19 protein-coding genes are annotated in these 23143 nt (G+C 56.5%); 10 read left to right on the forward strand and 9 right to left on the reverse strand.

The window, feature by feature from the left end; all coding sequences use genetic code 11:
• Positions 1–87: 87 nt before the first annotated feature.
• The 5 genes from acnB to prpB form a co-directional block, all read right to left on the reverse strand.
• Positions 88–2673, reverse strand: coding sequence for a bifunctional aconitate hydratase 2/2-methylisocitrate dehydratase (gene acnB / locus AB7E06_RS01670; RefSeq protein ID WP_094195940.1), 2586 nt, complete (start codon positions 2671–2673; stop codon positions 88–90).
• A gap of 139 nt (positions 2674–2812) precedes the next feature.
• Positions 2813–3088: a GNAT family N-acetyltransferase gene (locus AB7E06_RS01675; protein WP_094198281.1), complete on the reverse strand. Its 276-nt coding sequence runs from the start codon at positions 3086–3088 to the stop codon at positions 2813–2815.
• Between the two features lie 11 nt (positions 3089–3099).
• Positions 3100–3501: a hypothetical protein gene (locus AB7E06_RS01680; protein WP_094195941.1), complete on the reverse strand. Its 402-nt coding sequence runs from the start codon at positions 3499–3501 to the stop codon at positions 3100–3102.
• Between the two features lie 88 nt (positions 3502–3589).
• On the reverse strand, positions 3590–4753 hold the full coding sequence (gene prpC, locus AB7E06_RS01685; RefSeq protein ID WP_094195942.1) for a bifunctional 2-methylcitrate synthase/citrate synthase: 1164 nt from the start codon (positions 4751–4753) through the stop codon (positions 3590–3592).
• A 104-nt stretch (positions 4754–4857) separates the two neighbouring features.
• The gene (gene prpB / locus AB7E06_RS01690) at positions 4858–5757 is read right to left on the reverse strand and encodes a methylisocitrate lyase (RefSeq protein WP_346549119.1); all 900 of its coding nucleotides are present in this window, start codon (positions 5755–5757) and stop codon (positions 4858–4860) included.
• 253 nt (positions 5758–6010) lie between these two features.
• Here prpB and prpR point away from each other — a divergent pair, with 253 nt between their 5' ends.
• Positions 6011–7924, forward strand: a complete 1914-nt coding sequence (gene prpR, locus AB7E06_RS01695) for a propionate catabolism operon regulatory protein PrpR (RefSeq protein WP_094195943.1) — start codon at positions 6011–6013, stop codon at positions 7922–7924.
• Positions 7925–7968: 44 nt separating this feature from the next.
• Here the strand turns inward: prpR and AB7E06_RS01700 are convergent, their stop codons facing one another.
• Positions 7969–9429, reverse strand: a complete 1461-nt coding sequence (locus tag AB7E06_RS01700) for an MFS transporter (RefSeq protein ID WP_427954852.1) — start codon at positions 9427–9429, stop codon at positions 7969–7971.
• A 101-nt stretch (positions 9430–9530) separates the two neighbouring features.
• On the opposite strand from AB7E06_RS01700, the gene AB7E06_RS01705 reads away from it, so the two are divergent.
• Positions 9531–10346, forward strand: coding sequence for a helix-turn-helix transcriptional regulator (locus AB7E06_RS01705; protein WP_427954854.1), 816 nt, complete (start codon positions 9531–9533; stop codon positions 10344–10346).
• A 227-nt stretch (positions 10347–10573) separates the two neighbouring features.
• Here AB7E06_RS01705 and AB7E06_RS01710 read toward each other — a convergent pair whose 3' ends face one another.
• Complete coding sequence (locus AB7E06_RS01710; protein WP_427954856.1) at positions 10574–11563, reverse strand: malate dehydrogenase; 990 nt, start codon at positions 11561–11563, stop codon at positions 10574–10576.
• A gap of 289 nt (positions 11564–11852) precedes the next feature.
• Here AB7E06_RS01710 and AB7E06_RS01715 point away from each other — a divergent pair, with 289 nt between their 5' ends.
• From AB7E06_RS01715 to gltA, 7 genes are all read left to right on the forward strand, one after another.
• Positions 11853–12623: a GntR family transcriptional regulator gene (locus AB7E06_RS01715; RefSeq protein WP_094198283.1), complete on the forward strand. Its 771-nt coding sequence runs from the start codon at positions 11853–11855 to the stop codon at positions 12621–12623.
• A 102-nt stretch (positions 12624–12725) separates the two neighbouring features.
• A complete protein-coding gene (gene sdhC, locus AB7E06_RS01720) occupies positions 12726–13139 on the forward strand; it encodes a succinate dehydrogenase, cytochrome b556 subunit (protein WP_094195945.1) in 414 nt (137 codons plus the stop codon).
• Positions 13139–13522: a succinate dehydrogenase, hydrophobic membrane anchor protein gene (gene sdhD / locus AB7E06_RS01725; protein WP_094195946.1), complete on the forward strand. Its 384-nt coding sequence runs from the start codon at positions 13139–13141 to the stop codon at positions 13520–13522. Before sdhC ends, sdhD begins: the two co-directional genes overlap by 1 nt.
• Positions 13523–13525: 3 nt before the next feature.
• Positions 13526–15304: a succinate dehydrogenase flavoprotein subunit gene (gene sdhA, locus AB7E06_RS01730; protein WP_094195947.1), complete on the forward strand. Its 1779-nt coding sequence runs from the start codon at positions 13526–13528 to the stop codon at positions 15302–15304.
• A 13-nt stretch (positions 15305–15317) separates the two neighbouring features.
• A complete protein-coding gene (locus AB7E06_RS01735; RefSeq protein WP_094195948.1) occupies positions 15318–16034 on the forward strand; it encodes a succinate dehydrogenase iron-sulfur subunit in 717 nt (238 codons plus the stop codon).
• Between the two features lie 18 nt (positions 16035–16052).
• Positions 16053–16313: a succinate dehydrogenase assembly factor 2 gene (locus AB7E06_RS01740; protein ID WP_003802528.1), complete on the forward strand. Its 261-nt coding sequence runs from the start codon at positions 16053–16055 to the stop codon at positions 16311–16313.
• 18 nt (positions 16314–16331) lie between these two features.
• On the forward strand, positions 16332–17636 hold the full coding sequence (gltA, locus tag AB7E06_RS01745; protein WP_094195949.1) for a citrate synthase: 1305 nt from the start codon (positions 16332–16334) through the stop codon (positions 17634–17636).
• Positions 17637–17814: 178 nt separating this feature from the next.
• Here gltA and lldR read toward each other — a convergent pair whose 3' ends face one another.
• Positions 17815–18594 (reverse strand): transcriptional regulator LldR, encoded by a 780-nt coding sequence (gene lldR / locus AB7E06_RS01750; RefSeq protein WP_094195950.1) that lies wholly within the window; start codon positions 18592–18594, stop codon positions 17815–17817.
• Between the two features lie 220 nt (positions 18595–18814).
• Between lldR and AB7E06_RS01755 the strand changes: the two genes are divergently transcribed.
• Positions 18815–20578: an L-lactate permease gene (locus AB7E06_RS01755; RefSeq protein WP_094195951.1), complete on the forward strand. Its 1764-nt coding sequence runs from the start codon at positions 18815–18817 to the stop codon at positions 20576–20578.
• 95 nt (positions 20579–20673) lie between these two features.
• On the opposite strand, the gene AB7E06_RS01760 is transcribed toward AB7E06_RS01755, so the two are convergent.
• On the reverse strand, positions 20674–22968 hold the full coding sequence (locus AB7E06_RS01760) for an NADP-dependent malic enzyme (RefSeq protein WP_108727919.1): 2295 nt from the start codon (positions 22966–22968) through the stop codon (positions 20674–20676).
• Positions 22969–23143: the final 175 nt, after the last annotated feature.

Raw genomic sequence — 23143 nt, forward strand, 5'->3', positions numbered from 1 at the left:
TCTTGACAGGGGGATCATTTCAAAGGGGCAAAGAAAAACGCCTTCGCCGCATGAAGCGGCGAAGGCGTTTTTTGCAAGCGCTAGGGCTTACAGACCTACGGAGTCAGCAATTTCCTTGAACTCTTCGATCTGGTCGAAGTTCATGTAGCGATAGATGTCTTCGCTATTGGCTTGCAGGACACCCATGTCGGCCAGGTACTCTTCGCGGGTCGGGATGCGACCCAGACGCGAGCAGATGGCGGCCAGTTCAGCCGAACCCAGGAACACGTTGGTGTTCTTGCCCAGACGGTTGGGGAAGTTACGGGTACTGGTGGACATGACAGTGGCGCCTTCGCGAACCTGTGCCTGGTTACCCATGCACAGCGAGCAACCGGGCATTTCCATACGAGCACCAGCCACGCCCAGAACGCCGTAGTGGCCTTCTTCGCTCAACTGTTGCTGGTCCATCTTGGTCGGAGGAGCGACCCACAGACGGGTTGGAATGTCGCGCTTGCCTTCCAGCAGCTTGGAGGCAGCACGGAAGTGACCGATGTTGGTCATGCAGCTACCGATAAACACTTCGTCGATCACGGTGCCGGACACGTCGGACATGGTTTTCACGTCATCAGGGTCGTTGGGGCAAGCGACGATAGGTTCGTGGATTTCAGCCAGGTCGATGTCGATAACAGCCGCGTACTCAGCGTCTGCATCGGGTTCCAGCAGCTCAGGGTTGGCCAGCCAGGCTTCCATGTTCTTGATACGACGCGAGATAGTGCGCTCGTCCTCGTAGCCATTGGCAATCATCCACTTGAGCAGCGTGATGTTGCTGTTCAGGTATTCGATGATGGGCTCTTTGTTCAGACGAACGGTACATGCAGCGGCGGAACGCTCAGCCGACGCGTCGGACAGCTCGAAAGCCTGTTCGATCTTCAGGTTAGGCAGACCTTCGATTTCCAGGATGCGACCGGAGAAGATGTTCTTCTTGCCGGCTTTTTCCACGGTCAGCAAGCCTTGCTTGATGGCGTACAGAGGAATGGCGTTAACCAGGTCACGCAGCGTGACGCCGGGCTGCATTTCGCCCTTGAAGCGCACCAGTACGGATTCTGGCATGTCCAGAGGCATCACACCGGTAGCCGCAGCAAAGGCCACCAGACCGGAACCGGCGGGAAAGCTGATGCCGATAGGGAAACGGGTGTGCGAGTCGCCACCAGTTCCCACGGTATCGGGCAACAACATGCGGTTCAACCAGGAGTGGATGATACCGTCGCCTGGACGCAGGGAAACACCACCACGCGTGCTGATGAAAGCAGGCAGTTCGTGGTGAGTTTTAACGTCCACAGGTTTGGGGTAAGCGGCGGTGTGGCAGAAGGACTGCATCACCAGATCGGACGAGAAGCCCAGGCAAGCCAGGTCTTTCAGTTCGTCGCGAGTCATTGGGCCTGTAGTGTCCTGGCTGCCAACGGTGGTCATGCGTGGTTCGCAGTAAGTACCGGGGCGCACGCCTTGACCTTCAGGCAGGCCGCAAGCACGGCCAACCATCTTCTGGGCCAGGGAGAAGCCTTTACCGGAGTCGGCAGGGCTTTGTGGCAGGCGGAACAGGGTGGTTGGGGGCAGACCCAGTGCTTCACGAGCACGGGTGGTCAGGCCACGGCCAATGATCAGGGGAATACGGCCACCAGCACGCACTTCGTCGAACAGCACGTCGGACTTGACCTGGAATTCGGAGATCAGTTCGCCATTTTTGAAGGCTTTGCCTTCGTAGGGACGCAGCTCAACCACGTCGCCCATTTCCATGTTGGAAACGTCCAGCTCGATAGGCAAGGCACCGGCATCTTCCATTGTGTTGTAGAAGATAGGAGCAATCTTGCTGCCCAGACATACGCCACCAAAGCGCTTGTTGGGAACGAAAGGAATGTCTTGGCCGGTGAACCACAACACGGAGTTGGTAGCCGATTTACGCGAAGAGCCGGTACCGACCACGTCGCCTACGTAGGCAACCAGGTGGCCCTTTTCTTTCAGGGATTCGATAAAGCTGACAGGGCCTTTCTTGCCGGGCTCTTCAGGTTCGATACCTGGGCGTGGGTTCTTCAGCATGGCCAGCGCGTGCAGCGGAATGTCCGGGCGGCTCCAGGCGTCAGGGGCGGGGGACAGATCGTCCGTGTTGGTCTCGCCGGTGACTTTGAAAACAGTGACGGTCAGGCTTTCGGGGACTTCAGGACGGCTGGTGAACCACTCGCCGTCGGCCCAGCTTTGCAGCACTTCTTTTGCAAAGGCATTGCCCTTTTCGGCTTTTTCCTGAACGTCGTGGAACGAGTCAAACATCAACAGGGTGTTTTTCAGACCGTTGGCAGCGATCTGGCCCAGTTCGGGCGAATCCAGCAGATCGATCAGAGGGCTGATGTTGTAGCCACCCAGCATGGTTCCCAGCAGCTCAGTGGCTCGCTCGCGGCTGATCAAGGCACAGGTTTCTGTGCCCAGCGCGATAGCGGCCAGGTAAGAGGCTTTGACTTTGGCAGCATCGTCTACACCGGCGGGGACGCGGTGCGTCAGCAGGTCGACCAGAAATGCTTCCTCACCGGCAGGTGGGTTCTTGATGAGCTCGATCAGCTCGGCGGTCTGCTGAGCTGACAAAGGCAGCGGGGGAATGCCCAGAGCAGCGCGCTCGGCAACATGTTCGCGGTAAGAGTCCAGCATAGTGCGGGTGCCTATCGGTAAATGGTTGATATGAAAATGCAATAAATCGCGTGTTGCCCCAATTGTAATTTGAAGCGCACAGCGAAGCAATGGTCTTATATCTTATATAAGACTTGCGAAAGGCTGAATATTGCTGGGTTCAGGCCTGCAAGTCGGCGTATTCAGGGTGGCGGCGTAGATAGACCACGGCATAGCTGCAAATCGGGCGTACTTTCCACTGTTGGTTTTTCGCCGTCTCCAGTGCAAAGCGGGTCAGTTGCCCTGCAATGCCGCGGCCTTCCAGTTCGGGTGGCACGCGCGTATGGGTGATGCTCATGATGGCATCATCCAGTTCGTATTCGATCACGCTGCGCAGGTTTTCAACATCGCAGTAAAACAGATGTGCTTGCGGGTCGTGGTGGATCTCGGTGGTCAAGGCGGGCTCCTTCAAGTGGGGTTGGAGTGCAGGGCGATTAGAATCCAAACGGCCAGCATGCTGATCATGCCCAGAAAGCAGCCGCCCCACAGTCCCATCAGGGGCCATTTGACGCCCATGGGAACCTCGTCGGGCTGGACGTGCCTGAGCAAACGGTTGGCATTGCCAAACAGCGAGCTTTGGCGTTTGGGAAAATTCAGCCGTAAAAAATAATCCAGCAGTATGCCGGCCTTCAGGGGGAAACTGAGTTTTTCCCAGGGGTACTGGTCCAGATAAGGGTGGCGTAGCACCTGGTTGCTGCGGCGCAGATTGAACAGCAATAAATAAGCACCGGACACTAGTGTGGTCAGGGCACAGGCAATCATCAGAGTGCCGGCTAGCGGCAGGGCGTAGCGTACAAATTCAGAGAGCATGGAAGTCACCAGCAAGACGGCCCCGCGTGCGTAATGCAGCGGGGCCGTGAGTTAGATCACAGGCGAATAATAGCCCAGGATCTGTGACTTATGGGCGCTGGTCCAGAGGCACAAAGCTTTGGTTTTCAGGGCCAATGTAGTTGGCGGTAGGACGAATAATCTTGTTGTCCACGCGCTGCTCAATCACGTGAGCCGCCCAGCCAGCCGTACGCGCGATCACGAACAAAGGCGTGAACATGGCGGTAGGCACGCCCATGGTGTGGTAGGACACGGCCGAGAACCAGTCCAGGTTGGGGAACATTTTTTTCACTTCCCACATCACGCTTTCCAGACGCTCGGCAATGTCGTACATGCGGGTGTTGCCATCGGCCACGGCCAGCTCTTTGGCCACCGATTTGATCACTTCGTTGCGTGGGTCGGAGATGGTGTAGACGGGGTGACCGAAGCCAATAATGACTTCCTTGTTTTCCACGCGCTTGCGGATGTCTTCTTCAGCCTGGTCAGGTGTCTCGTAGCGCTTCTGGATTTCAAAAGCCACTTCGTTGGCACCGCCGTGCTTGGGACCGCGCAGAGCGCCGATCGCACCGGCAATCGCGGAGTAGAAGTCCGAACCCGTACCGGCGATCACGCGGCTGGTAAAGGTGGAGGCGTTGAACTCGTGCTCGGCGTACAGGTTCAGCGACACATGCATGGCTTTTTCCCACTCGGCCGAGGGCTTTTCGCCATGCAGCAGGTGCAGGAAGTGCGCGCCGATGCTGTCATCGTCGGTTTGCACATCAATCATTTCGCCGTTGTGGCTGTAGTGGTACCAGTACAGCAGGGCTGAACCCAGGCAAGCCATCAGACGGTCGGCAATGTCGCGCGCGTCGGGCAGGTTGTGGTCGTCTTTTTCAGGCAGCACGCAGCCCAGAACCGATACGGCGGTGCGCATCACGTCCATGGGGTGGCTGTGGGCAGGCAGGGTTTCCAGAGCGGTTTGCAGGGCCAGGGGCAGGCCGCGCAGGCGCTTGAGCTTTTGCTTGTACGCGCGCAGTTCGTCGCGGTTGGGCAATTTGCCGTGAATCAGCAAATGCGCTACTTCCTCAAATTCGCAAGCCTGGGCCAGATCCAAGATATCGTAGCCGCGGTAGTGCAGATCATTGCCGCTGCGACCGACCGTGCACAAGGCGGTATTGCCTGCCACAACGCCAGACAGGGCAACAGATTTCTTGGGCTTGAAGCCAGTGCTAGGGGTGTTCTCAGTACTGCTCATAAAGGTCTCCTGGTTGCTGGGCAGCCAGCACGAGGCTGGCTGCTAAATGGGGTTTTACCCGCGCAAAGGCCCTGTCAAAGGGCCGGGCGGGAGCCTGTGGGGGCTCAGGACTTCTTGTTTTTCTGGAACAGCTTGTCGAGGCTTTGCTCGTAAGCATGGTAGCCGATACGATCGTACAGTTCTTCACGAGTCTGCATCAAATCGATGACATTTTTTTGATGTCCGTCACGACGGATCGCCTGGTAGACAGTTTCGGCGGCCTTGTTCATGGCGCGGAAGGCGGACAGGGGGTAGAGCACCATGGCGACATTGGCCGACGCCAGTTCTTCCACGGTGAACAGCGGGGTCTGACCGAACTCGGTAATGTTGGCCAGCACAGGCACATCCAGTGTTTCGGTAAAGCGGCGGTATGTGTCCAGGTCGTAGCAGGCTTCAGCAAAAATGCCGTCTGCACCCGCTTGCACGCAAGCCTGGGCACGTTCCAGGGCGGCGTCCACACCTTCAACCGCAATCGCGTCGGTACGAGCCATGATGAAAAATTCTGGGTCGGTACGGGCGTCAACAGCGGCCTTTACACGGTCTGCCATTTCGCCGGTGCTGACGATTTCTTTGCCGGGGCGGTGACCGCAACGCTTGGCACCCACCTGGTCCTCGATGTGGCAAGCGGCGGCGCCGAACTTGATCAGGCTTTTGATCGTGCGGGCGATGTTAAAGGCCGAAGCACCAAAGCCGGTATCAATGTCCACCATCAATGGCAGATCGCATACATCGGTGATGCGGCGAATGTCAGTCAGCACGTCATCCAGGGTGTTGATGCCCAGATCAGGCAAGCCCAAAGAGCCAGCCGCTACACCGCCACCCGACAAGTAGATGGCGCGGTAGCCGGCGCGTTGGGCCAACAAAGCGTGGTTGGCGTTGATGGCGCCGATGATTTGCAAAGGCTGTTCTTCACGCAGGGCCTGGCGAAAACGGGCGCCTGCCGATGTCAGTTGGTTTTGGCTCATTTGGGGCTCCAGATCACAAGATAAGAAAATGTCGTCAGCGTGATGCTGCGATGGGTTATTACTTCTAAAGCAAATGCTGTGCCAAGTTCAGCGGTGGAGATGATGAAAGCTCTGAAGCCAGACGAGGCGGGAATGTCTTGATCGCTCGCAGGTGTCCCTCTTTTTTGCAAATACGGTATTTCATTGTTTTGTGTTTCAATATTGAAACGTAATTTGAAACAATGTCGCATTGTTGATGCCTGGGTGAAATCACATGCCTTATCCTTCCTCCCCTCCTGCTCGGCTGCGTCTGGTGGCTTTTGGCCTGCATGGACTGCGTTCTCTCTTGGAAGAGTTGGTGCCGCAGTTCCGCGCCCAGGCCGAAATCCTGATCGTGGACAAAGCCTATGGCGAGGCTGTGCAAGCCGTGCAGGTTTTGCGACAAACCGGTGCAATCGACGTTCTGGTGTCCGCTGGTTCCAACGGCAGTTATTTGCGTGAGCATCTGGACTTGCCGGTGGTGCTGGTGCATCCGGGTGGCTTTGACATTATGGGCAGTCTGGCCTCGGCACAGGCCGAGCGTAAAGCCGTGGTGACCTATGGCGAAATGCCGCTGGAACTAATGGAGTTCGTGCAGCGTTTTGATCTGCCCGTGGAGCTACGCAGCTATCGCAGCGAGGCTGATGCACGTAGCTGTGTTCAGGATTTGAAAGAACTGGGCGTGGAGTGGGTGCTGGCCCCCGGTCTGGTGGTGGATCTGGCGCGTGAGAATCAAATGGAGGGCGTGCTGCTGTATTCACAAGGAGCCGTTCGCCAGGCGCTGGAATCCGCTATCGAACTGGCCCGTGTTGCGCGCGCTGAAGCGGCCCGTCGGGATCGCTTGAATACGATTCTGGCGCAGTTGCGTGACGGTGTGGTGTCAGTGGACAGGGACGAGCGGATTGAAACCGTTAACCCGGCCATGGAGGCCTGGTTGGGCCAACCCGCCCAAGCCGTGATTGGCCGCCGCTTGGGTTCCTTGTACCCCGAACTGGATCTGGCCGGTACGCTGCGCAGCCTGGAAGTGCAACTGGATACGGTGCAGCAAGTGGCTGGTCGCACCGCGATTGTGACCCGTATGCCGATTTTGGAGCAGGGGCGGTTGAGCGGGGCCGTGCTGCTATGCCAGGACCCGGCTGCGATTCAGCGATTGGACCGCAGTTTGCGTTCACGCAGTCAGCAAGTGGCATCGCGTCATGCCCGGTACGAGTTATCCGATCTGGTGGGGCAAAGTTCGCCCATGTACAAGCTGCGTGCCCAGGCTCAGGCGTGTGCACAAAGCACGGCGACCACCCTGATTATCGGCGAGAGTGGTACAGGTAAGGAACTGCTGGCTCAAGGGATTCATAGTGCCAGTGCCAGACGCGCACAGCCCTTTGTAGCGGTGAACTGTGCCGCTTTCCCCGACAGCCTGCTGGAAAGCGAGCTGTTCGGCTATGTAGAAGGCGCATTTACAGGCTCCAGCCGGGGCGGCAAAGTCGGGCTGGTGGAAGCGGCTCACACTGGCACCCTGTTTCTGGACGAGATCGGGGAAATGCCCTTGCCCTTGCAAACTCGTTTGCTGCGTGTGCTGCAAGAAAAAGAAGTCCTGCGTATTGGGGCGATTGAACCCACGCCGGTGGATGTACGTGTGATTGCGGCCACTCACCGGGATCTGGCCGCGCAAGTTAAAGAAGGCGTGTTCCGTCAGGATCTGTTTTATCGTTTGAATATTCTGGTGCTGCGTTTGCCGCCCTTGCGTCGGCGTACACAGGATTTGCCGGAACTGGTGGAGCATCTCTTGGCAAAAGTGGCCCAGCGTCTGGGTGGGGCTGTAACACTGAATCCGGATTGGCTGGCTGAGTTGTTGGAGCTGGGTCGTCACTACTCCTGGCCCGGCAATATCCGCGAGCTGGAAAACCTGATCGAACGTTTGATGGTCCTGGGCACAGTGCAAGGCGATCAGGCTGTGGTGCTGGAAGATATTGCGCCGGAGTTGCGGGCGGTGGTGGCCGAGCCTGCCATGCCAGCGCTGCGCGATCAGCAAGAGCGCAGCGAACAGGAGCATCTGGCCAAGGTGCTGGAAGAGTGTGGTGGGAATCGCGCCCTGGCCGCCCAGCAACTAGGGATCAGTCGCAGCACTTTGTGGCGGAAGTTGCGCAAAATGTGATGTCGGCCCCTGTGTGCCAGAGGGGGGACACAGAAGGCCGTTTTTTAGGTCTGTTGCGCGTCTTGATGAGCCCTGCTTAAAGCCAGTAATAGAAGACTGATCAGTACGGAGGCCAGCAGGTTGTAGCTCAGGCCGATTACAAAGGCAGAGGCATATTGTTCCGCCTGGGATGCGGCAGCGCTGCTAGCGTTTTGTCCTGCATTAAAGAGCAGTCCAACGACGGCAACCCCAAGGGCGGCTCCCACCTGCTGGATGCTGGAAATGACGCCTGATGCCATGCCTGCCTGGGCCTCGTTTACAAAACCCAGAACCAGATTCAACAAGGGGGTCATGATCAAACCTTGGCAGGCTCCTAAAAAAATTAAGGCCGGAATCAGGTGGACGGGTTCTGTCTGTGCGCCTGCCCAGGCAACCTGGCCGATCAGCCAGGCAAACGAGACGGCGTAGCCAGCAGCGCCAAGCGTAATCACACGGGTGCCGTAGCGTGTAACAAGTCGTGGTGCACTGAGAGAGGCTGCCACAAAGCCCACGCTGGCGGGGGCGAAAATACTGCCCGCGTGGAACGGACTTAAGCCCAGCCCACTTTGCAGCAAAAGAGCAAAGCAGAGAAAGAAAGAGCTGGCGGTGGAGTACACCAACAAGACCAGTAGGGCTCCCAAGGCAAAACGGGGCTGTGCCAGAAGCTGCATATCCACCAAGGGTGGGTGTCCTGCGCATCGGCGCCTTTCTTGTTGCTTGTAAAAAATGACGAATAGTAAGCCGGCTGCGGCCAGAGCGGCCAGGCTGGAGGCAGGCCAGCCGTGCTCCGAACTTTGGATCAGGGGGATCAGTAGCAGGCTCAGGGCAAGGCTGATCAGGACTACGCCTGTACTATCTAGCCCTTGGCCGTGCGGGGCTCGGGTTTCAGGGATATAGCGGGCCAAGGAAATGGCCAGCAGCCCTATGGGGATATTGATCAGGAAAATGCTGCGCCAACCCAGGCCGAACAGGTCGGCATGAACTAGCCAGCCTCCCAGTATTTGCCCGGCAATGGCGGCTAGCCCCAGGGTCATGCCCAGCAAGCCAAAGGCGCGGCGGCTGTGATCGCCTTCAAAGTTGACCCGAATGGAAGCATAGACCTGGGGAAAGAGCAGGGCGGCAGCCAGGCCCTGCAATACTCTGGCGATGATCAATAAAAAAGCAGTGGGTGCCAGACCGCATAGGGCCGACGCCAGCGTAAAACTCGCCATGCCGATGATAAAGAGTCTGCGTCGGCCAAATAAATCGCCCAGCCGTCCGCCTGTAATGAGCAGCACGCCAAAAGCCAGTTCGTAGCCCGCCACGATAAAGCCGATCTGGCTAAAGCTGGCACCCAGTTGGCTCTGAATATTGGGGATAGCGACATTGACGACGAATAGATCAAAAATGGTGACGAAGCCCGCCAGAAGTAGCACGGACAGGCCCAGCCAGGGCGGGGTGTTTTTGGTGGCTGGATGGGTGTTTGGGGAATACGGCTTGGAGTTCATGATGCTTGTTTGAGGTGGAAACCCGTGTATTCTTGAACTCTTTTTAAGCAATTACAATTTAACTGTTTATGCTATTACTTAAAGCAATGGGGTCTTGAGTCATGAGAACGCTGGAACGAACTCGTCCGGATTTGGCAGCCTTCTTGCGTGCATGCCGTGAACGCCTCTTGCCGGAGGAAGTGGGTTTGCCCAGTGGAGGACGCCGTCGGACTCCGGGGCTGCGTCGTGAGGAAGTCGCCGCGTTGGCAGGGGTCGGGCTGACCTGGTACACCTGGCTGGAACAAGGGCGTGATATCGGAGTGTCGGCCCGCTTTTTGGATAATCTGGCTCGTGTCTTGAAACTGGACGCCGCCGAACGGCGCCACTTGTTTTTGCTGGCCCATGAACGCCTGCCTGCCGAGCCAGGAGTCACCTGGTGTGTTTTGCCGCCCTTGGTGCGACGCTTGATGCATGATTTGCCTCATCCAGCGTTTGTTTTGAATCTGCGCTGGGATGTCCTGGGCTTTAATTCTTTGGCCGATGAGGTGCTGGGCTTGGGGGCGTATCCGCAGGGGCAGCGCAATCTGCTGTGGCAGATGTTTACGAACCCCGCTTTGCACGCACGCTTTGTACCCTGGGAAGCACAGGCTTTGGCGATGTTGTCTGGTTTTCGCCGTGATTTTGCTCGCGCAACGGAAGGCACGGATATTCATGAGTTGGCCGATGAGCTCAAGCGTGTGTCACCCGAGTTCAAAATAGGGTGGGAGCAGCATGATGTGCAGCCGCCTTGCGGTGGACGGCTTTGCTTGACGGTGCAAGGAGAGCGGCGCGAGTTTGAGCAAACCTCGCTCATCATTGATGAGAGCCGCCATTTGCGTATGGTGGTGTACGTGCAGCCTTCGCAGCAAGGTCAAGGCGATGGGGGCGGTCCACGCTAGTATTGTGCAGAGCTTGTAGAACGCAAGTAGTGAGTGCTTAGTACTGCTTTGATGTTAATAGCAGGATCCTGGTTCTACGTGTTGAGTTCCAGCATTCAGCATCAAGCACTAAGCATCGAGTAGCAGGCGTTAGAGATCAGGCGTCAGGTATCACACATTAGACGGTAGGCATCAGGCAAAAAAAATCCCCGCCGATCAGGCGGGGATTGCAGACACTGGCGGCTTAATTAACCCAGCAGGTCTTTCACACCGTCACGCTCTTCCAGCAGCTCGTTCAGGGTGTGGTCCATGCGCTCACGCGAGAAGGCGTCGATTTCCAGACCTTCAACACGCTTGTACTCACCGCTTTCGGTGGTGACAGGGACGCCGTAGATGATGCCTTCAGGAATGCCGTAGGAGCCGTCCGAAGGAACACCCATGGTGACCCATTTGCCGTTGGAGCCCAGGACCCAGTCACGCACGTGGTCGATGGCCGCGTTGGCAGCCGAAGCAGCCGAGGACAGGCCACGGGCTTCGATAATGGCAGCGCCGCGTTTGCCCACGGTGGGGATGAAGGTTTCGCGGTTCCAGGCCTGATCGTTGATGATGGCGTCAATCTTCTCACCGTTCACCGTGGCAAAGCGGGTGTCAGGGTACATGGTGGGCGAGTGGTTGCCCCAAACAATCAGGTTTTCGATGTCAGCAACAGCCTTGCCGGATTTGGTGGCCAACTGCGACAGGGCGCGGTTGTGGTCCAGACGCAGCATGGCGGTGAAGTTCTTCGCTGGCAGATCAGGAGCGGACTTCATGGCGATGTAGGCGTTGGTGTTGGCAGGGTTGCCGACAACCAGAACCTTGACGTCGCGGCTGGCCACTTTGTTCAGGGCACGGCCTTGGGCGGTGAAGATCTGGGCGTTGAAGGCCAGCAGGTCTTTACGCTCCATACCTGGGCCGCGAGGACGGGCACCGACCAGCAGGGCGATATCAGCATCTTTGAATGCGGTTTCAGGGTCGCTGTGGGCGGACATGCCTTGCAGCAGCGGGAAGGCGCAATCGTCCAGTTCCATCATGACGCCCTTCAGGGCCTTTTGGGCTTTCTCGTCGGCGAGTTCCAGCAACTGCAAGATTACAGGCTGGTCTTTGCCCAGCATTTCGCCAGAAGCGATGCGAAACAGCAGGGCGTAGCCAATCTGGCCAGCAGCGCCGGTAACGGCGACGCGCATTGCGGGTTTGGACATGAGAGTGAGACTCCGTTTTTGGGTTTGAAGACGGTGACGAAAAACACAGTTTAAATCTTTTGCAGACCGGACGGCTGGCGTGGAAAATGGTTTTTCGCAAGAGGAAAAGCCTCTTTTTTCACTGCGCAGACTAGACCAAAACGATAGCGGCGTCAAACGTCTTATATCTTATATAAGACATAAGAGCGTTAGACATTCGGGGCCGGTCATGCGAAAATTAGTGCACTGTCTATTTTATGAACAAATGCGCGCTGCAGGCTGTATTGATCGCGCATTTTTTATGAGCCCCATGTCTGATAACGTGCCGCCGCTACGCGCCCAGGAAATCGAAAAATCCGCTCCTAGCGCGGCCTATAGCCCTCTGTACCAACAGATCAAGGCTTTGTTGCTGCAGGGGCTGGATCGTGGCGAATGGAAGCCCGGCGAAGCCATCCCCAGCGAGCTGGAGCTGGCCGCCCGTTTTCAGGTCAGCCAAGGGACGGTACGCAAGGCCATTGACGAATTGGCGGCTGACAACCTCCTGATTCGTCGCCAGGGCAAGGGTACTTTTGTGGCCACCCATCACGAGGCCCGCGTGCGCTTTCGCTTTTTGCGCCTGGCCCCGGACGATGGCAAACCCGTTGCTTCCCAAAGCCGTATTCTGGATGTCCGCCGCATGAAAGCGCCCACGGATGTGGCTGTGCTGCTGGATTTGCGCACCTCCGATATGGTGGTGAACCTGCGTCGTGTCCTGTCCTTTGATCAGGCCCCGACTATTTTTGACGATATCTGGCTTCCCGGCTCTGTCTTTAAGGGGCTGACCCTGGAAGCTGTTGAGCAGAACAGGGGCCCGATGTATGCCTGGTTCGAGAGCAAGTTTGGCGTGAGCATGGTGCGCGCCGATGAAAAGATTGGTGCTGTCAGTGCGACCGCAGAGGCCGCCTCGGTCCTGCAGGTCGCTGTCGGCTCGCCGCTCCTGCACGTGGAACGCGTGTCCTATACCTATGGTGATCGACCGATGGAATTGCGCCGGGGTTTGTACCTGACCGAGCGCTTTCATTACCGAAACACGCTTAGCTAGTTCGGCGGCATACGGTATTTGATACTGCACCGTAGTGTCAAATAGGTGAAAATACCAAGGTTAAAAATTTTATGACTTTTTTTTATCTACTTCGAGGCCATCATGTCTGATACCGCACCCAAGCAGCGTCCGCAGTATCGCAATGTCAGCTTGCCGCAGATATTGAGCTACCGCATGCCCCTGGCTGCAAAATCGTCGATTTTGCATCGTGTCAGTGGTGCATTGCTGTTTCTTTGCCTGCCGCTCGTTTTATTGCCACTGTTCTCTTTGAGCGTCAGCTCTCCAGAGTCTTTCGAGACCTTGCGCAGCTACGTCGACAACCCTGTCTGTAAGCTGATTCTTCTGGTCCTCATCTGGGGTTACCTGCACCACTTCTGTGCCGGTATCCGCTATCTGACCTTGGACCTGCACCTGGGTAACGACAAAGAGTCCGCCAAGAAATCGGCCGGTCTGGTGTTCGGGGTTAGCTTGGCGCTGACCGTTGTGTTTGGTTTGAAACTGTTTGGGGTGTGGTAATGGCTAATCGTGAGCGCATTGGCGTAAACCGCCTGGTAGTGGGTGCCCACTACGGTACCTTGGACTTTCTGGCACAGCGTGTTACCGCAGTCATCATGGCCATCTACACCGTGGTCATCATCGGCGGCATTCTGTTTAGCAGTGAACTGAATTTCGAGACCTGGCGCGGCCTGTTCTCGTTCACGGTCGGCTCCCTGCCTCTGGGTCAGTTGCTGGCAACTTTGTTCTTTCTGTCCTTGTCCTGGCACGCCTGGATCGGTGTGCGTGACATCTGGATGGATTACGTCAAGCCCGCTGGCCTGCGCTTGTTTCTGCAAGTGTTGACCTTGCTGTGGCTGGTCGCCAGTGTCGTCTTTTTTGCAAAAATTATCTGGAGTCTCTAAACCGTGGCTTCCATCACAAAATCTTTGCCCCGCCGTCAGTTTGACGTAGTGGTGGTCGGTGCCGGTGGCGCCGGTATGCGTTGTTCCCTGCAATTGGCTCAGGCCGGCTTGTCCGTTGCCGTGCTCAGCAAGGTGTTCCCAACCCGCTCCCACACCGTGGCGGCTCAAGGTGGTGTCAGTGCCTCTTTGGGTAACATGAGCGAGGACCACTGGTACTGGCACATGTACGACACCGTTAAGGGTTCGGACTGGCTGGGCGACCAAGACGCCATCGAATTCATGTGCCGTGAAGCTCCTCACGCTGTGTACGAGCTCGAGCACTTCGGTATGCCGTTTGACCGTAACCAGGACGGTACGATTTACCAGCGTCCATTTGGTGGTCACACTGCCAACTTCGGTGAAAAACCGGTTCAACGTGCCTGTGCCGCTGCTGACCGTACCGGTCACGCCATGTTGCACACCCTGTATCAGCGTAACGTGGCTGCCCGTACCCAGTTCTTCGTGGAATGGATGGCGCTGGATCTGCTGCGTAACGAAGCTGGCGACGTTCTGGGCGTGACCGCTCTGGAAATGGAAACCGGCGAAATCTACATTCTGGAAGGCAAGCGCGTGGTGCTGGCGACCGGTGGCGCTGGCCGTATCTGGGCGGCTTCCACCAACGCTTTCATCAACACCGGTGACGGCCTGGGTATGGCTGCTCGTGCCGGCCTGCCTTTGCAAGACATGGAATTCTGGCAATTCCACCCCACTGGCGTTGCCGGTGCAGGTGTGCTGATTACCGAAGGTGTGCGTGGTGAAGGCGGTATCTTGCTGAACAAAGACGGCGAGCGCTTCATGGAGCGTTACGCTCCCACCCTGAAAGACTTGGCCCCACGTGACTTCGTGTCCCGTTCCATGGACCAGGAAATCAAGGAAGGCCGCGGTTGTGGCGATGGCAGCTACGTGGTTCTGAAACTGGATCACTTGGGTGCCGACGTCATCAAGAAACGTCTGCCCTCGATTCGCGAAATCGCGATCAAGTTCGGTAATGTGGACCCCATCAAAGACCCGATCCCCGTGGTTCCAACCATCCACTACCAGATGGGCGGTATCCCCACGAACTATTACGGTCAGGTTGTAACCCAGACACCTACAGGCGAGAGCAAGATCGTCAACGGTCTGTACGCTATCGGTGAATGTGCCGCGACTTCCGTGCACGGTGCCAACCGTCTGGGTACGAACTCCCTGCTGGACCTGATCGTGTTCGGTCGTGCTGCGGGCAACCATATTGTGGATTCGCACCCCGAGAAAGATCACTCCCACCAGGAAATCAACGAGTCCTCTATCGAGTTCTCGCTGGAGCGCGTCAACCGTCTGGAGTCCCGTACGTCGGGCGAAAAGGCGCAGGACGTGGGCAACAAGATCCGTGTGGCCATGCAGGCCCACTGCGGCGTGTTCCGTACTCTGGATCTGCTGCACAAGGGGGTCGACCAGATCGATTCCCTGGTTCCCGAAGTCAAGGATATCTACTTCAAAGACAAGTCCAAGGTGTTCAATACCGCCCGTATTGAAGCGCTGGAAGTGGCCAACATGATCGAAGTGGCTCGTGCCACGACGAAGTCGGCCGCCAATCGTACGGAAAGTCGCGGTGCTCATGCCCTGAACGACCACCCAGAACGTGACGACGAAAACTGGCTGCGTCACACCTTGTGGTTCTCGGAAGGCAGCCGTCTGGAGTACAAGCCTGTCCAGATGAAGCCTCTGACAGCCGAAACGATTCCGCCCAAGGCCCGGACTTTCTAAGCAGGATACTGACATGAGCCAAAAACGTAAGGTCAAATTTGAAATCTATCGCTACGATCCTGATAAGGACGAGCGTCCCTACATGCAGAAAATCGAAGTCGAGCTGGAACCTACCGACAAGATGCTGCTCGATGCGATCCTGCGCATTAAAAACGACATGGACGACAGCCTGGCGCTGCGTCGCTCCTGCCGTGAAGGTGTGTGCGGTTCCGATGCCATGAACATCAATGGCAAGAACGGTCTGGCCTGCACCACCAACATGCGCGACTTGAAAGAACCTGTGGTCTTGCGCCCACTGCCAGGTCTGCCGGTTATCCGTGACCTGATCGTGGACATGACCCACTTTTTCGATCAGTACCATTCGGTCAAGCCGTTCCTGATCAACGATGCGCCTCCTCCAGAGAAAGAGCGTTTGCAAACGCCTGAAGCCCGCGAGGAGCTTGATGGTCTGTACGAGTGCATTCTGTGCGCCTGCTGCTCGACCTCTTGCCCATCGTTCTGGTGGAATCCTGACAAGTTCGTCGGTCCTGCTGGTTTGTTGCAAGCCTATCGTTTCATTGCTGACTCGCGTGACGAAGCAACGGGTGAGCGTCTGGATAATCTGGAAGATCCATACCGCTTGTTCCGCTGCCACACGATCATGAATTGCACGGACGTCTGTCCAAAAGGACTGAACCCATCGCATGCCATCGGCAAGATCAAAGAAATGCTGGTGCGTCGCGGTATCTAAAAAGGTGGGTATGTACCGATGAGAACATTGACGGAATTGGAGCGTGCGCGCCTGCGTTGGCGTGCGCGCCGGGGCTTGCTTGAAAACGACTTGATGATCACCCGTTTTCTGGATCAATACGAAAACGAGCTGACTGATCAGGACGTCTCGGCCCTGACCCGCTTGTTCGAAATGGACGATACAGTTTTGCTGGATGTCCTTCTGGCTCGCTCCGAGCCAGAAGGGCAGTACGCCACACCGGACATTCAGCGACTAGTAGACATTATGCGAAAGCTATAACCATTGAGGAAAAAAGTGATGGAATTGTCAGATAAAAAAGCCACGCTATCCTTCTCCGACGGTAGCCCTTCGGTTGAGTTCCCTGTACACAAGGGCACCGTAGGTCCGGACGTGATCGATATCCGTAAGCTCTACGGTCAGACAGGTATGTTTACCTATGACCCCGGCTTTATGGCAACGGCGGCTTGCGAATCCGGTATCACCTACATTGACGGCGACAAAGGCCAGTTGATGTACCGTGGTTACCCGATCGACCAGTTGGCACAAAAGTGCGATTTCATGGATGTGTGCTACCTGATCCTGAACGGCGACTTGCCAAACGCAGATCAGAAGCAGGAGTTTGATTCCCTGGTCACGAACCACACCATGGTTCAGGAACAGATGCAGCATTTCCTGCGTGGCTTCCGTCCGGACGCTCACCCCATGGCAATACTGACTGGCCTGGTCGGTGCCCTGTCGGCGTTCTACCATGACTCCACAGACATCACCAATCCTCATCACCGTCATGTGTCGGCTATCCGCTTGATCGCCAAGCTGCCTACTTTGGTTGCGATGGCGTACAAGTATTCTTTGGGACAGCCTTTCATCTATCCCAAGAATGATTTGTCCTACACCGGCAACTTCTTGCGCATGATGTTCGCTACCCCTTGCGAAGATTACAAGGTCAACGAAGTGGTTGAGCGTGCTCTGGATCGTATCTTCATCCTGCATGCAGATCACGAGCAAAACGCCTCGACTTCCACCGTGCGTCTGTGCGGTTCGTCTGGCACCAATCCTTTCGCTGCGATTGCTGCGGGTGTTGCCTGCTTGTGGGGTCCTGCCCACGGTGGTGCAAACGAAGCTTGCCTGAACATGCTCGAAGAGTTGCAAGCCAACGGCGGCATTGACAAGGTTGGCGAGTTCATGGAGAAGGTCAAGGACAAGAACTCGGGCGTTCGCTTGATGGGCTTTGGTCACCGTGTCTACAAGAACTACGACCCACGCGCCAAGCTGATGCAAGAGACTTGCAAGGAAGTTCTGGAGGCCCTGGGCCTGGAGAACGATCCTCTGTTCAAACTGGCCATGGAACTGGAGCGTATTGCTCTGGAAGATCCGTACTTCGTCGAACGCAAGCTGTACCCCAACGTAGACTTCTACTCGGGTATTGTTCAGCGTGCTATTGGTATTCCAACATCCTTGTTCACCGCTATCTTCGCCCTGGCTCGTACCGTAGGCTGGATCGCTCAGTGGAACGAAATGTTGTCCGATCCAGATTACAAGATCGGTCGTCCACGTCAGCTGTACGTGGGCCCAACCCAGCGCGACGTACCTGATCAGCGTTAATCACGGTGGGCTCAGAGGCCTGGATCAATCCAGGTATCAGTAGTCATTGTGCTAACTGAGCCCCTGGTTTTACGCAAGTGCACCAATATGTGGTGCACTTTTTTTTCGCCCTTTTTTTCTTTATCGGGGCACTGTTCAGACATGCTCTTGATACAACGAATCCAGTACAGACCAGGGTTCAGGGCTGCAGGAGCTGGTGGTTGAAACGGGAGAGCCGCTGCTCGCGGGCACTATTTTCTTCTGACTGCCGGACTTTGGCCTGCACATGATCCAGATGCCTGTTGATCTGGTCTCGGGCCAGATCAGCATTGCCTTCCAAAATAGCGTTCATTACGGCTTCATGCTGTTGGGTCAGTATCTCTACTTCGCGTGCATTGTCGAACTCGAACATGGCACGGCGGTTTTCCTTGACGGTGGAAAAGACCAGTTGGAACAGGCCATTCATGATCTGCAAGAGCACCACGTTGTGAGAGGCTTGGGCAATCGCCAAGTGAAAATGAGCATCAGCGCGGGCTGATAGCTCGGTATCCTGATTTTGTTGGTGCTCAACCATGATGTCAAAGCACTGCTTGATCCGTTTTTTATCCTCTTGTGTGGCCCGCATGGCAGCGTGCCAAACCGTACTGGCCTCCAAGGCTCGCCGTGCCTCCAGCACATCGTAGCGATACAAGGGGTCCTGGCTAAGGAGTTGCTCCAAAGGAGCGATGGCTTGGGCGGGCCAATTGATCAATTCGCTTTTCTGCACGAAGGTGCCGCCTCCTCGACGCGTAAACAAGACACCCTGTGAACTGAGTGTGCGTAGTGCTTCCCGTATGGGTACGCGGGACACATTCAGTTGGTCGGCTAACTGGCGCTCGGAGGGAATCCGGTCACCAGGCTGCAGTTGCTCTTGCTGGATGAGCTGGATAATTTTTTCCGTAATCTGGTCTGAGAGACGTGTTTTAGCGTGTGTAGTCATAAATTAATTCTAAGTGGTAAGACCAATTCTTGTTTTTAGTGCCAGTATAGGGGTGAAAAAGGCTAAAAATATCAGGGTTTATGCCGGTAAATAAAAAGTGGTAATACCTCTATCATTCTCCAAGCGACAACAAGAGGGGGGCTGCACTAAGCCGAGGCTGACACCATGGTCTTAGGGCGCTTTCCACACAACGTGCGATCGATACGAAGGAGAACTGGAGATGAATCTTTTATACACCCTGATGGCCCTGGCGCCATTGTTGGTTGTGTTTTTGTTGATGGTGGTGCTGGGGCGCTCGGCGAAACTGTCTATGGGTACGGCCTATATTGTGACAGCCTTGCTGGCTTTGTTCGCGTGGGGCAGCCAGGCCGAGGTTGTTGCTGCAGCCACGCTCAACGGGGTGATGATCGCTCTGACCTTGCTGTTCATTGTCTTTGGAGCCATCCTGCTGCTGAACACCCTCAAGGTGGGCGGCGCGCTAGCAGCCATTCGCCAGGGTTTTATGGATATTTCACCTGACCGTCGTGTGCAGGTCATTATTGTGGCCTGGTTATTTGGATCCCTGATTGAGGGCTCATCGGGTTTTGGAACACCGTCTGCTGTCGGTGCCCCTTTGCTGCTGGCTTTGGGATTTCCCGCGATGGCGGCCGTGATGTCGGTCCTGGTCATTCAGTCCACACCGGTTTCGTTTGGCGCGGTTGGCACACCCATGCTGGTCGGTGTGCGCTCGGGGGTCGATAACAAGCTTGATGTGGCCGCGGCCATCGCTCCTATGCAGCCGATGGAGTATTTGCAGCAGATTGTCGAGAACGTGGCACTGATTCATGCTTTGACCGGCTTTGTGATTCCTTTGTTGCTGTGCGGCTTGTTGACGCGTTTCTTTGGTGAGCGCCGGTCCTTCGCGGAAGGCTTGGGCGCCTGGAAATTTGCCTTGTTTGCCGGCGTGGCTTTCACTGTTCCGTATTACTTGATTGCAGTGGTTTTGGGGCCAGAGTTTCCGTCCATGCTGGGCGCGATGGTAGGGCTGGTGATTGTCGTGACGGCAGCACGCAAGGGCTGGTTTGCGCCATCCAAGACCTTTGACTTCCCCGATCGCAGTCAGTGGCCTTCCCATTGGCTGGGCACGGTTGCCATGGACAATGTTGAAAGCAAGCAGACGTTTTCTGTGCTGCGAGCCTTCTCGCCCTATGTGCTGGTTGTGTTGCTGCTGATTTTTACCCGGACTGTCCCTGCTGTGAAAGCCTGGCTGACCGGTCCGTCTGCGACGATCAAGATTGAAGCGTTGTTTGGTACGAATATTACAACGTCGGTACAGTTGTTGTTTTCACCAGGTGCGATCTTGATTCTGGTGTCCCTGGCATGTATCGCCATCTTTCGTATGAATGGACAGCAGTATATGCAAGGGGTCACGCAATCGCTGCGCACCATGGGCAGTGCTGCGCCTGCCTTGTTGCTGGCTGTGCCTATGGTGCAAGTGTTCATCAATTCGGCTGCTGCCGATGGCTCGATTGCCAGCATGCCCTTGGTCCTGGCCCAAGGTGCGGCTGCTGCTGCCGGTCAAGCGTGGCCAACGATTTCACCCTGGGTAGGTGGTTTGGGGGCCTTTATCGCTGGCTCTAATACGGTCAGCAATATGATGTTCTCGTACTTCCAGTTCTCGACAGCCCAGCAAATTGGTTTGAGTGTGGATCAGTCTGCCATCGTTGTGGCCCTGCAAGCAGTCGGCGGCGCGGCTGGCAATATGATTTGTGTGCATAACGTCGTGGCGGCGGGCGCCGTGGTTGGCATGTTGGGACGAGAAGGGGAAATTGTGCGCAAGACCCTGATTCCCATGGTTTATTACGTTATTCAGGCCGGCTTGATTGGGCAGGCTTTGATTACAGGTGCCGTAGGTTGGTGGCTGGCTGCCGCTGTTTTTCTGGCCGTGACCATCGGTGGTTTGAGCTTGTCTCGGGGCCGTCAAATGGCTCCGGCGATGGCGTAACGCGAGCGCCTGTCGTACATAACAGGGCTTGAATAAGGAATAAAAAACCGGATGTCGCTTTATGCGACATCCGGTTTTTTTATAGCTAAACAGGATTAGCTGTTTTGCTGGGCTTCTTGCTGGGCATCCACAACAGCCAGGGCTGTCATGTTGATGATGCGACGCACCGTGGCGCTGGTGGTCAGGATGTGGATGGGGCGAGCTGCACCCAGCAGGATGGGGCCCATGGCCACACCGTTGCTACCGGTCATCTTCAGCATGTTGTAGGTGATGTTGCCGGCGTCCAGGTTAGGCGTGATCAGCAGGTTGGCCGAACCGCGCAGCGTGCTGTCGGGGAAGGCTTTCAGGCGGATCTTCTCGGACAAGGCGGAGTCAGCGTGCATTTCGCCGTCCACTTCCAGGTCGGGAGCGCGTTCAGCCAGGATCTGACGAGCCTTGGCCATCTTGCGCGAGGACTCGGTCTGGCGGCTGCCAAAGTTCGAGTGCGACAAGAGCGCAACGCGAGGCACCACGCCAAAACGGCGAACTTCCTCAGCAGCCTGGATCGTCATGTCGGCGATTTGCTCGGCTGTAGGGTTCTCGTTCACGTGGGTGTCGCACACAAACAGGGTTTGTGTAGGCAGCATCAGCACGTTCATGGCTGCGAAAGTTTGGGCTTCTTTTTTCAGACCAATGACTTGTTCGACATAGTTCAGTTGGCTGTCGTAGTTGCTGGCCACGCCGCAGATCATGCCGTCGGCGTCACCGCGTTGCAGCAGCATCACGCCGATCAGCGAGTTGTGCTTGCGAATCATGGCCTTGGCGATGTCTGGAGTGACGCCTTCACGTGCTTTGAGCTTGTAGTAGGCGGTCCAGGTTTCGGTGAAGCGATCGTCGTCTTCAGGATCAACGATTTGTACGTTCTTGCCGGCTTCCAGACGCAGACCCGCTTTCTTGACGCGCATGTCGATCACGCTGGGGCGGCCAACCAAAATTGGCTGAGCCAGCTTTTCGTCCACCACGGTTTGCACGGCACGCAATACGCGCTCGTCTTCGCCGTCAGCGTAAATGATGCGCTTGGGCGCGGCCTTGGCCTGCATGTACAACGGACGCATCAGCGGGCCGGTGTGGTAGGTCATGGCGATCAGTTTCTGACGGTAGGCATCCATGTCTTCGATAGGACGGGCGGCAACGCCGGAGTCCATCGCCGCTTGGGCCACGGCCGGAGCGATCTGAACGATCAGACGGGAATCAAACGGTTTGGGGATGATGTACTCAGGACCAAAACGCAGATCTTCGCCGCCGTAAGCGGTTGCCATATCGTCGCTTTGCTCGACCTGGGCCAGCTCGGCAATGGCTTTCACGCAAGCCAGCTTCATTTCCTCGTTGATCACGCTGGCACCAACGTCCAGGGCACCACGGAAGATGAAGGGAAAGCACAGCACGTTGTTGACTTGGTTCGGGTAATCCGAACGGCCGGTCGCGATGATGCAGTCAGGGCGGGCAGCCTTGGCCACTTCAGGGCGAATTTCAGGCTCGGGGTTGGCCAGGGCCAGAATCAGTGGCTTGTCGGCCATGGTCTTGACCATATCGGCGCTCAGAACGCCAGGAGCCGAGCAACCCAGGAACACGTCAGCATCCACCATGGCATCGGCCAGCGTGCGGGCATCGGTTTCTTGAGCGTAACGAGCCTTGTTGGGCTCCATGTTTTCGTCGCGACCTTTCCAGATGATGCCGCGCGAGTCAGCCACGAAAATGTTGCTTTGTTTCACGCCCAGGGCCACCAGCAGGTCCAGGCAGGCAATGGCAGCAGCGCCCGCACCCGAGCAAACCAGCTTGATGTCGGCGATGCTCTTGTTGACGACCTTCAGGCCGTTCAGGACAGCGGAGGACGAGATGATGGCTGTACCGTGCTGGTCGTCGTGGAACACGGGAATGCTCATGCGCTCGCGCAGCTTCTTCTCAATATAGAAGCACTCGGGGGCCTTGATATCTTCCAGGTTCACACCACCGAGGGTGGGCTCCAGCGCAGCAATGATGTCGACCAGCTTGTCCGGATCGGTTTCATTCAGTTCGATATCGAACACATCGATGCCAGCGAATTTCTTGAACAGGCAGCCTTTGCCTTCCATGACGGGCTTGGCGGCCAGCGGGCCGATATTGCCCAGACCCAGCACGGCGGTACCGTTGGTGACCACGGCAACCAGGTTGGCGCGCGAGGTGTACTTGGCGGCGGCTTCTTCGCCTTCGGCGTGGATGGCCATGCAAGCAGATGCGACGCCGGGGGAGTAGGCTAGCGAGAGGTCATCTTGATTGGCTAGGGTCTTGGTGGGGACCACCGAGATTTTCCCGGGCGTGGGATACGCGTGATAGTCCAGCGCAAGTTTGGCCAGATCGGCGTTGGCATCCATGTTGGTAAAGCTCCTGATAGGATTTTCTAGTGTAAAAGTGAATCTAATTTATAAGAAATACAGTCACCAGGTAGGTGCTGATTTGTTATAGACAGCATATGTGATGGCAACGCTGGCTGCCTGCCTCAAGGTGACCAAGGGCAGGCAGGGCTCAGTTTGGTGGAAAAGGGGCCCG

Source organism: Alcaligenes sp. (assembly GCF_050255915.1).
GTDB classification, from domain to species: domain Bacteria; phylum Pseudomonadota; class Gammaproteobacteria; order Burkholderiales; family Burkholderiaceae_B; genus Alcaligenes; species Alcaligenes aquatilis.

Bases quoted from the DNA above. Each gene is read 5' to 3' on its own strand.
- AB7E06_RS01710 (WP_427954856.1), bottom strand. From the start codon at position 11,563: ATGTCCAAACCCGCAATGCGCGTCGCCGTTACCGGCGCTGCTGGCCAG.
- prpR (WP_094195943.1), top strand. From the start codon at position 6,011: ATGCCTTATCCTTCCTCCCCTCCTGCTCGGCTGCGTCTGGTGGCTTTT.
- gltA (WP_094195949.1), top strand. From the start codon at position 16,332: ATGGAATTGTCAGATAAAAAAGCCACGCTATCCTTCTCCGACGGTAGC.
- sdhC (WP_094195945.1), top strand. From the start codon at position 12,726: ATGTCTGATACCGCACCCAAGCAGCGTCCGCAGTATCGCAATGTCAGC.
- lldR (WP_094195950.1), bottom strand. From the start codon at position 18,594: ATGACTACACACGCTAAAACACGTCTCTCAGACCAGATTACGGAAAAA.
- AB7E06_RS01700 (WP_427954852.1), bottom strand. From the start codon at position 9,429: ATGAACTCCAAGCCGTATTCCCCAAACACCCATCCAGCCACCAAAAAC.
- AB7E06_RS01735 (WP_094195948.1), top strand. From the start codon at position 15,318: ATGAGCCAAAAACGTAAGGTCAAATTTGAAATCTATCGCTACGATCCT.
- AB7E06_RS01680 (WP_094195941.1), bottom strand. From the start codon at position 3,501: ATGCTCTCTGAATTTGTACGCTACGCCCTGCCGCTAGCCGGCACTCTG.
- AB7E06_RS01740 (WP_003802528.1), top strand. From the start codon at position 16,053: ATGAGAACATTGACGGAATTGGAGCGTGCGCGCCTGCGTTGGCGTGCG.
- AB7E06_RS01760 (WP_108727919.1), bottom strand. From the start codon at position 22,968: ATGGATGCCAACGCCGATCTGGCCAAACTTGCGCTGGACTATCACGCG.
- acnB (WP_094195940.1), bottom strand. From the start codon at position 2,673: ATGCTGGACTCTTACCGCGAACATGTTGCCGAGCGCGCTGCTCTGGGC.
- AB7E06_RS01715 (WP_094198283.1), top strand. From the start codon at position 11,853: ATGTCTGATAACGTGCCGCCGCTACGCGCCCAGGAAATCGAAAAATCC.
- prpB (WP_346549119.1), bottom strand. From the start codon at position 5,757: ATGAGCCAAAACCAACTGACATCGGCAGGCGCCCGTTTTCGCCAGGCC.
- prpC (WP_094195942.1), bottom strand. From the start codon at position 4,753: ATGAGCAGTACTGAGAACACCCCTAGCACTGGCTTCAAGCCCAAGAAA.
- AB7E06_RS01755 (WP_094195951.1), top strand. From the start codon at position 18,815: ATGAATCTTTTATACACCCTGATGGCCCTGGCGCCATTGTTGGTTGTG.
- sdhD (WP_094195946.1), top strand. From the start codon at position 13,139: ATGGCTAATCGTGAGCGCATTGGCGTAAACCGCCTGGTAGTGGGTGCC.
- AB7E06_RS01705 (WP_427954854.1), top strand. From the start codon at position 9,531: ATGAGAACGCTGGAACGAACTCGTCCGGATTTGGCAGCCTTCTTGCGT.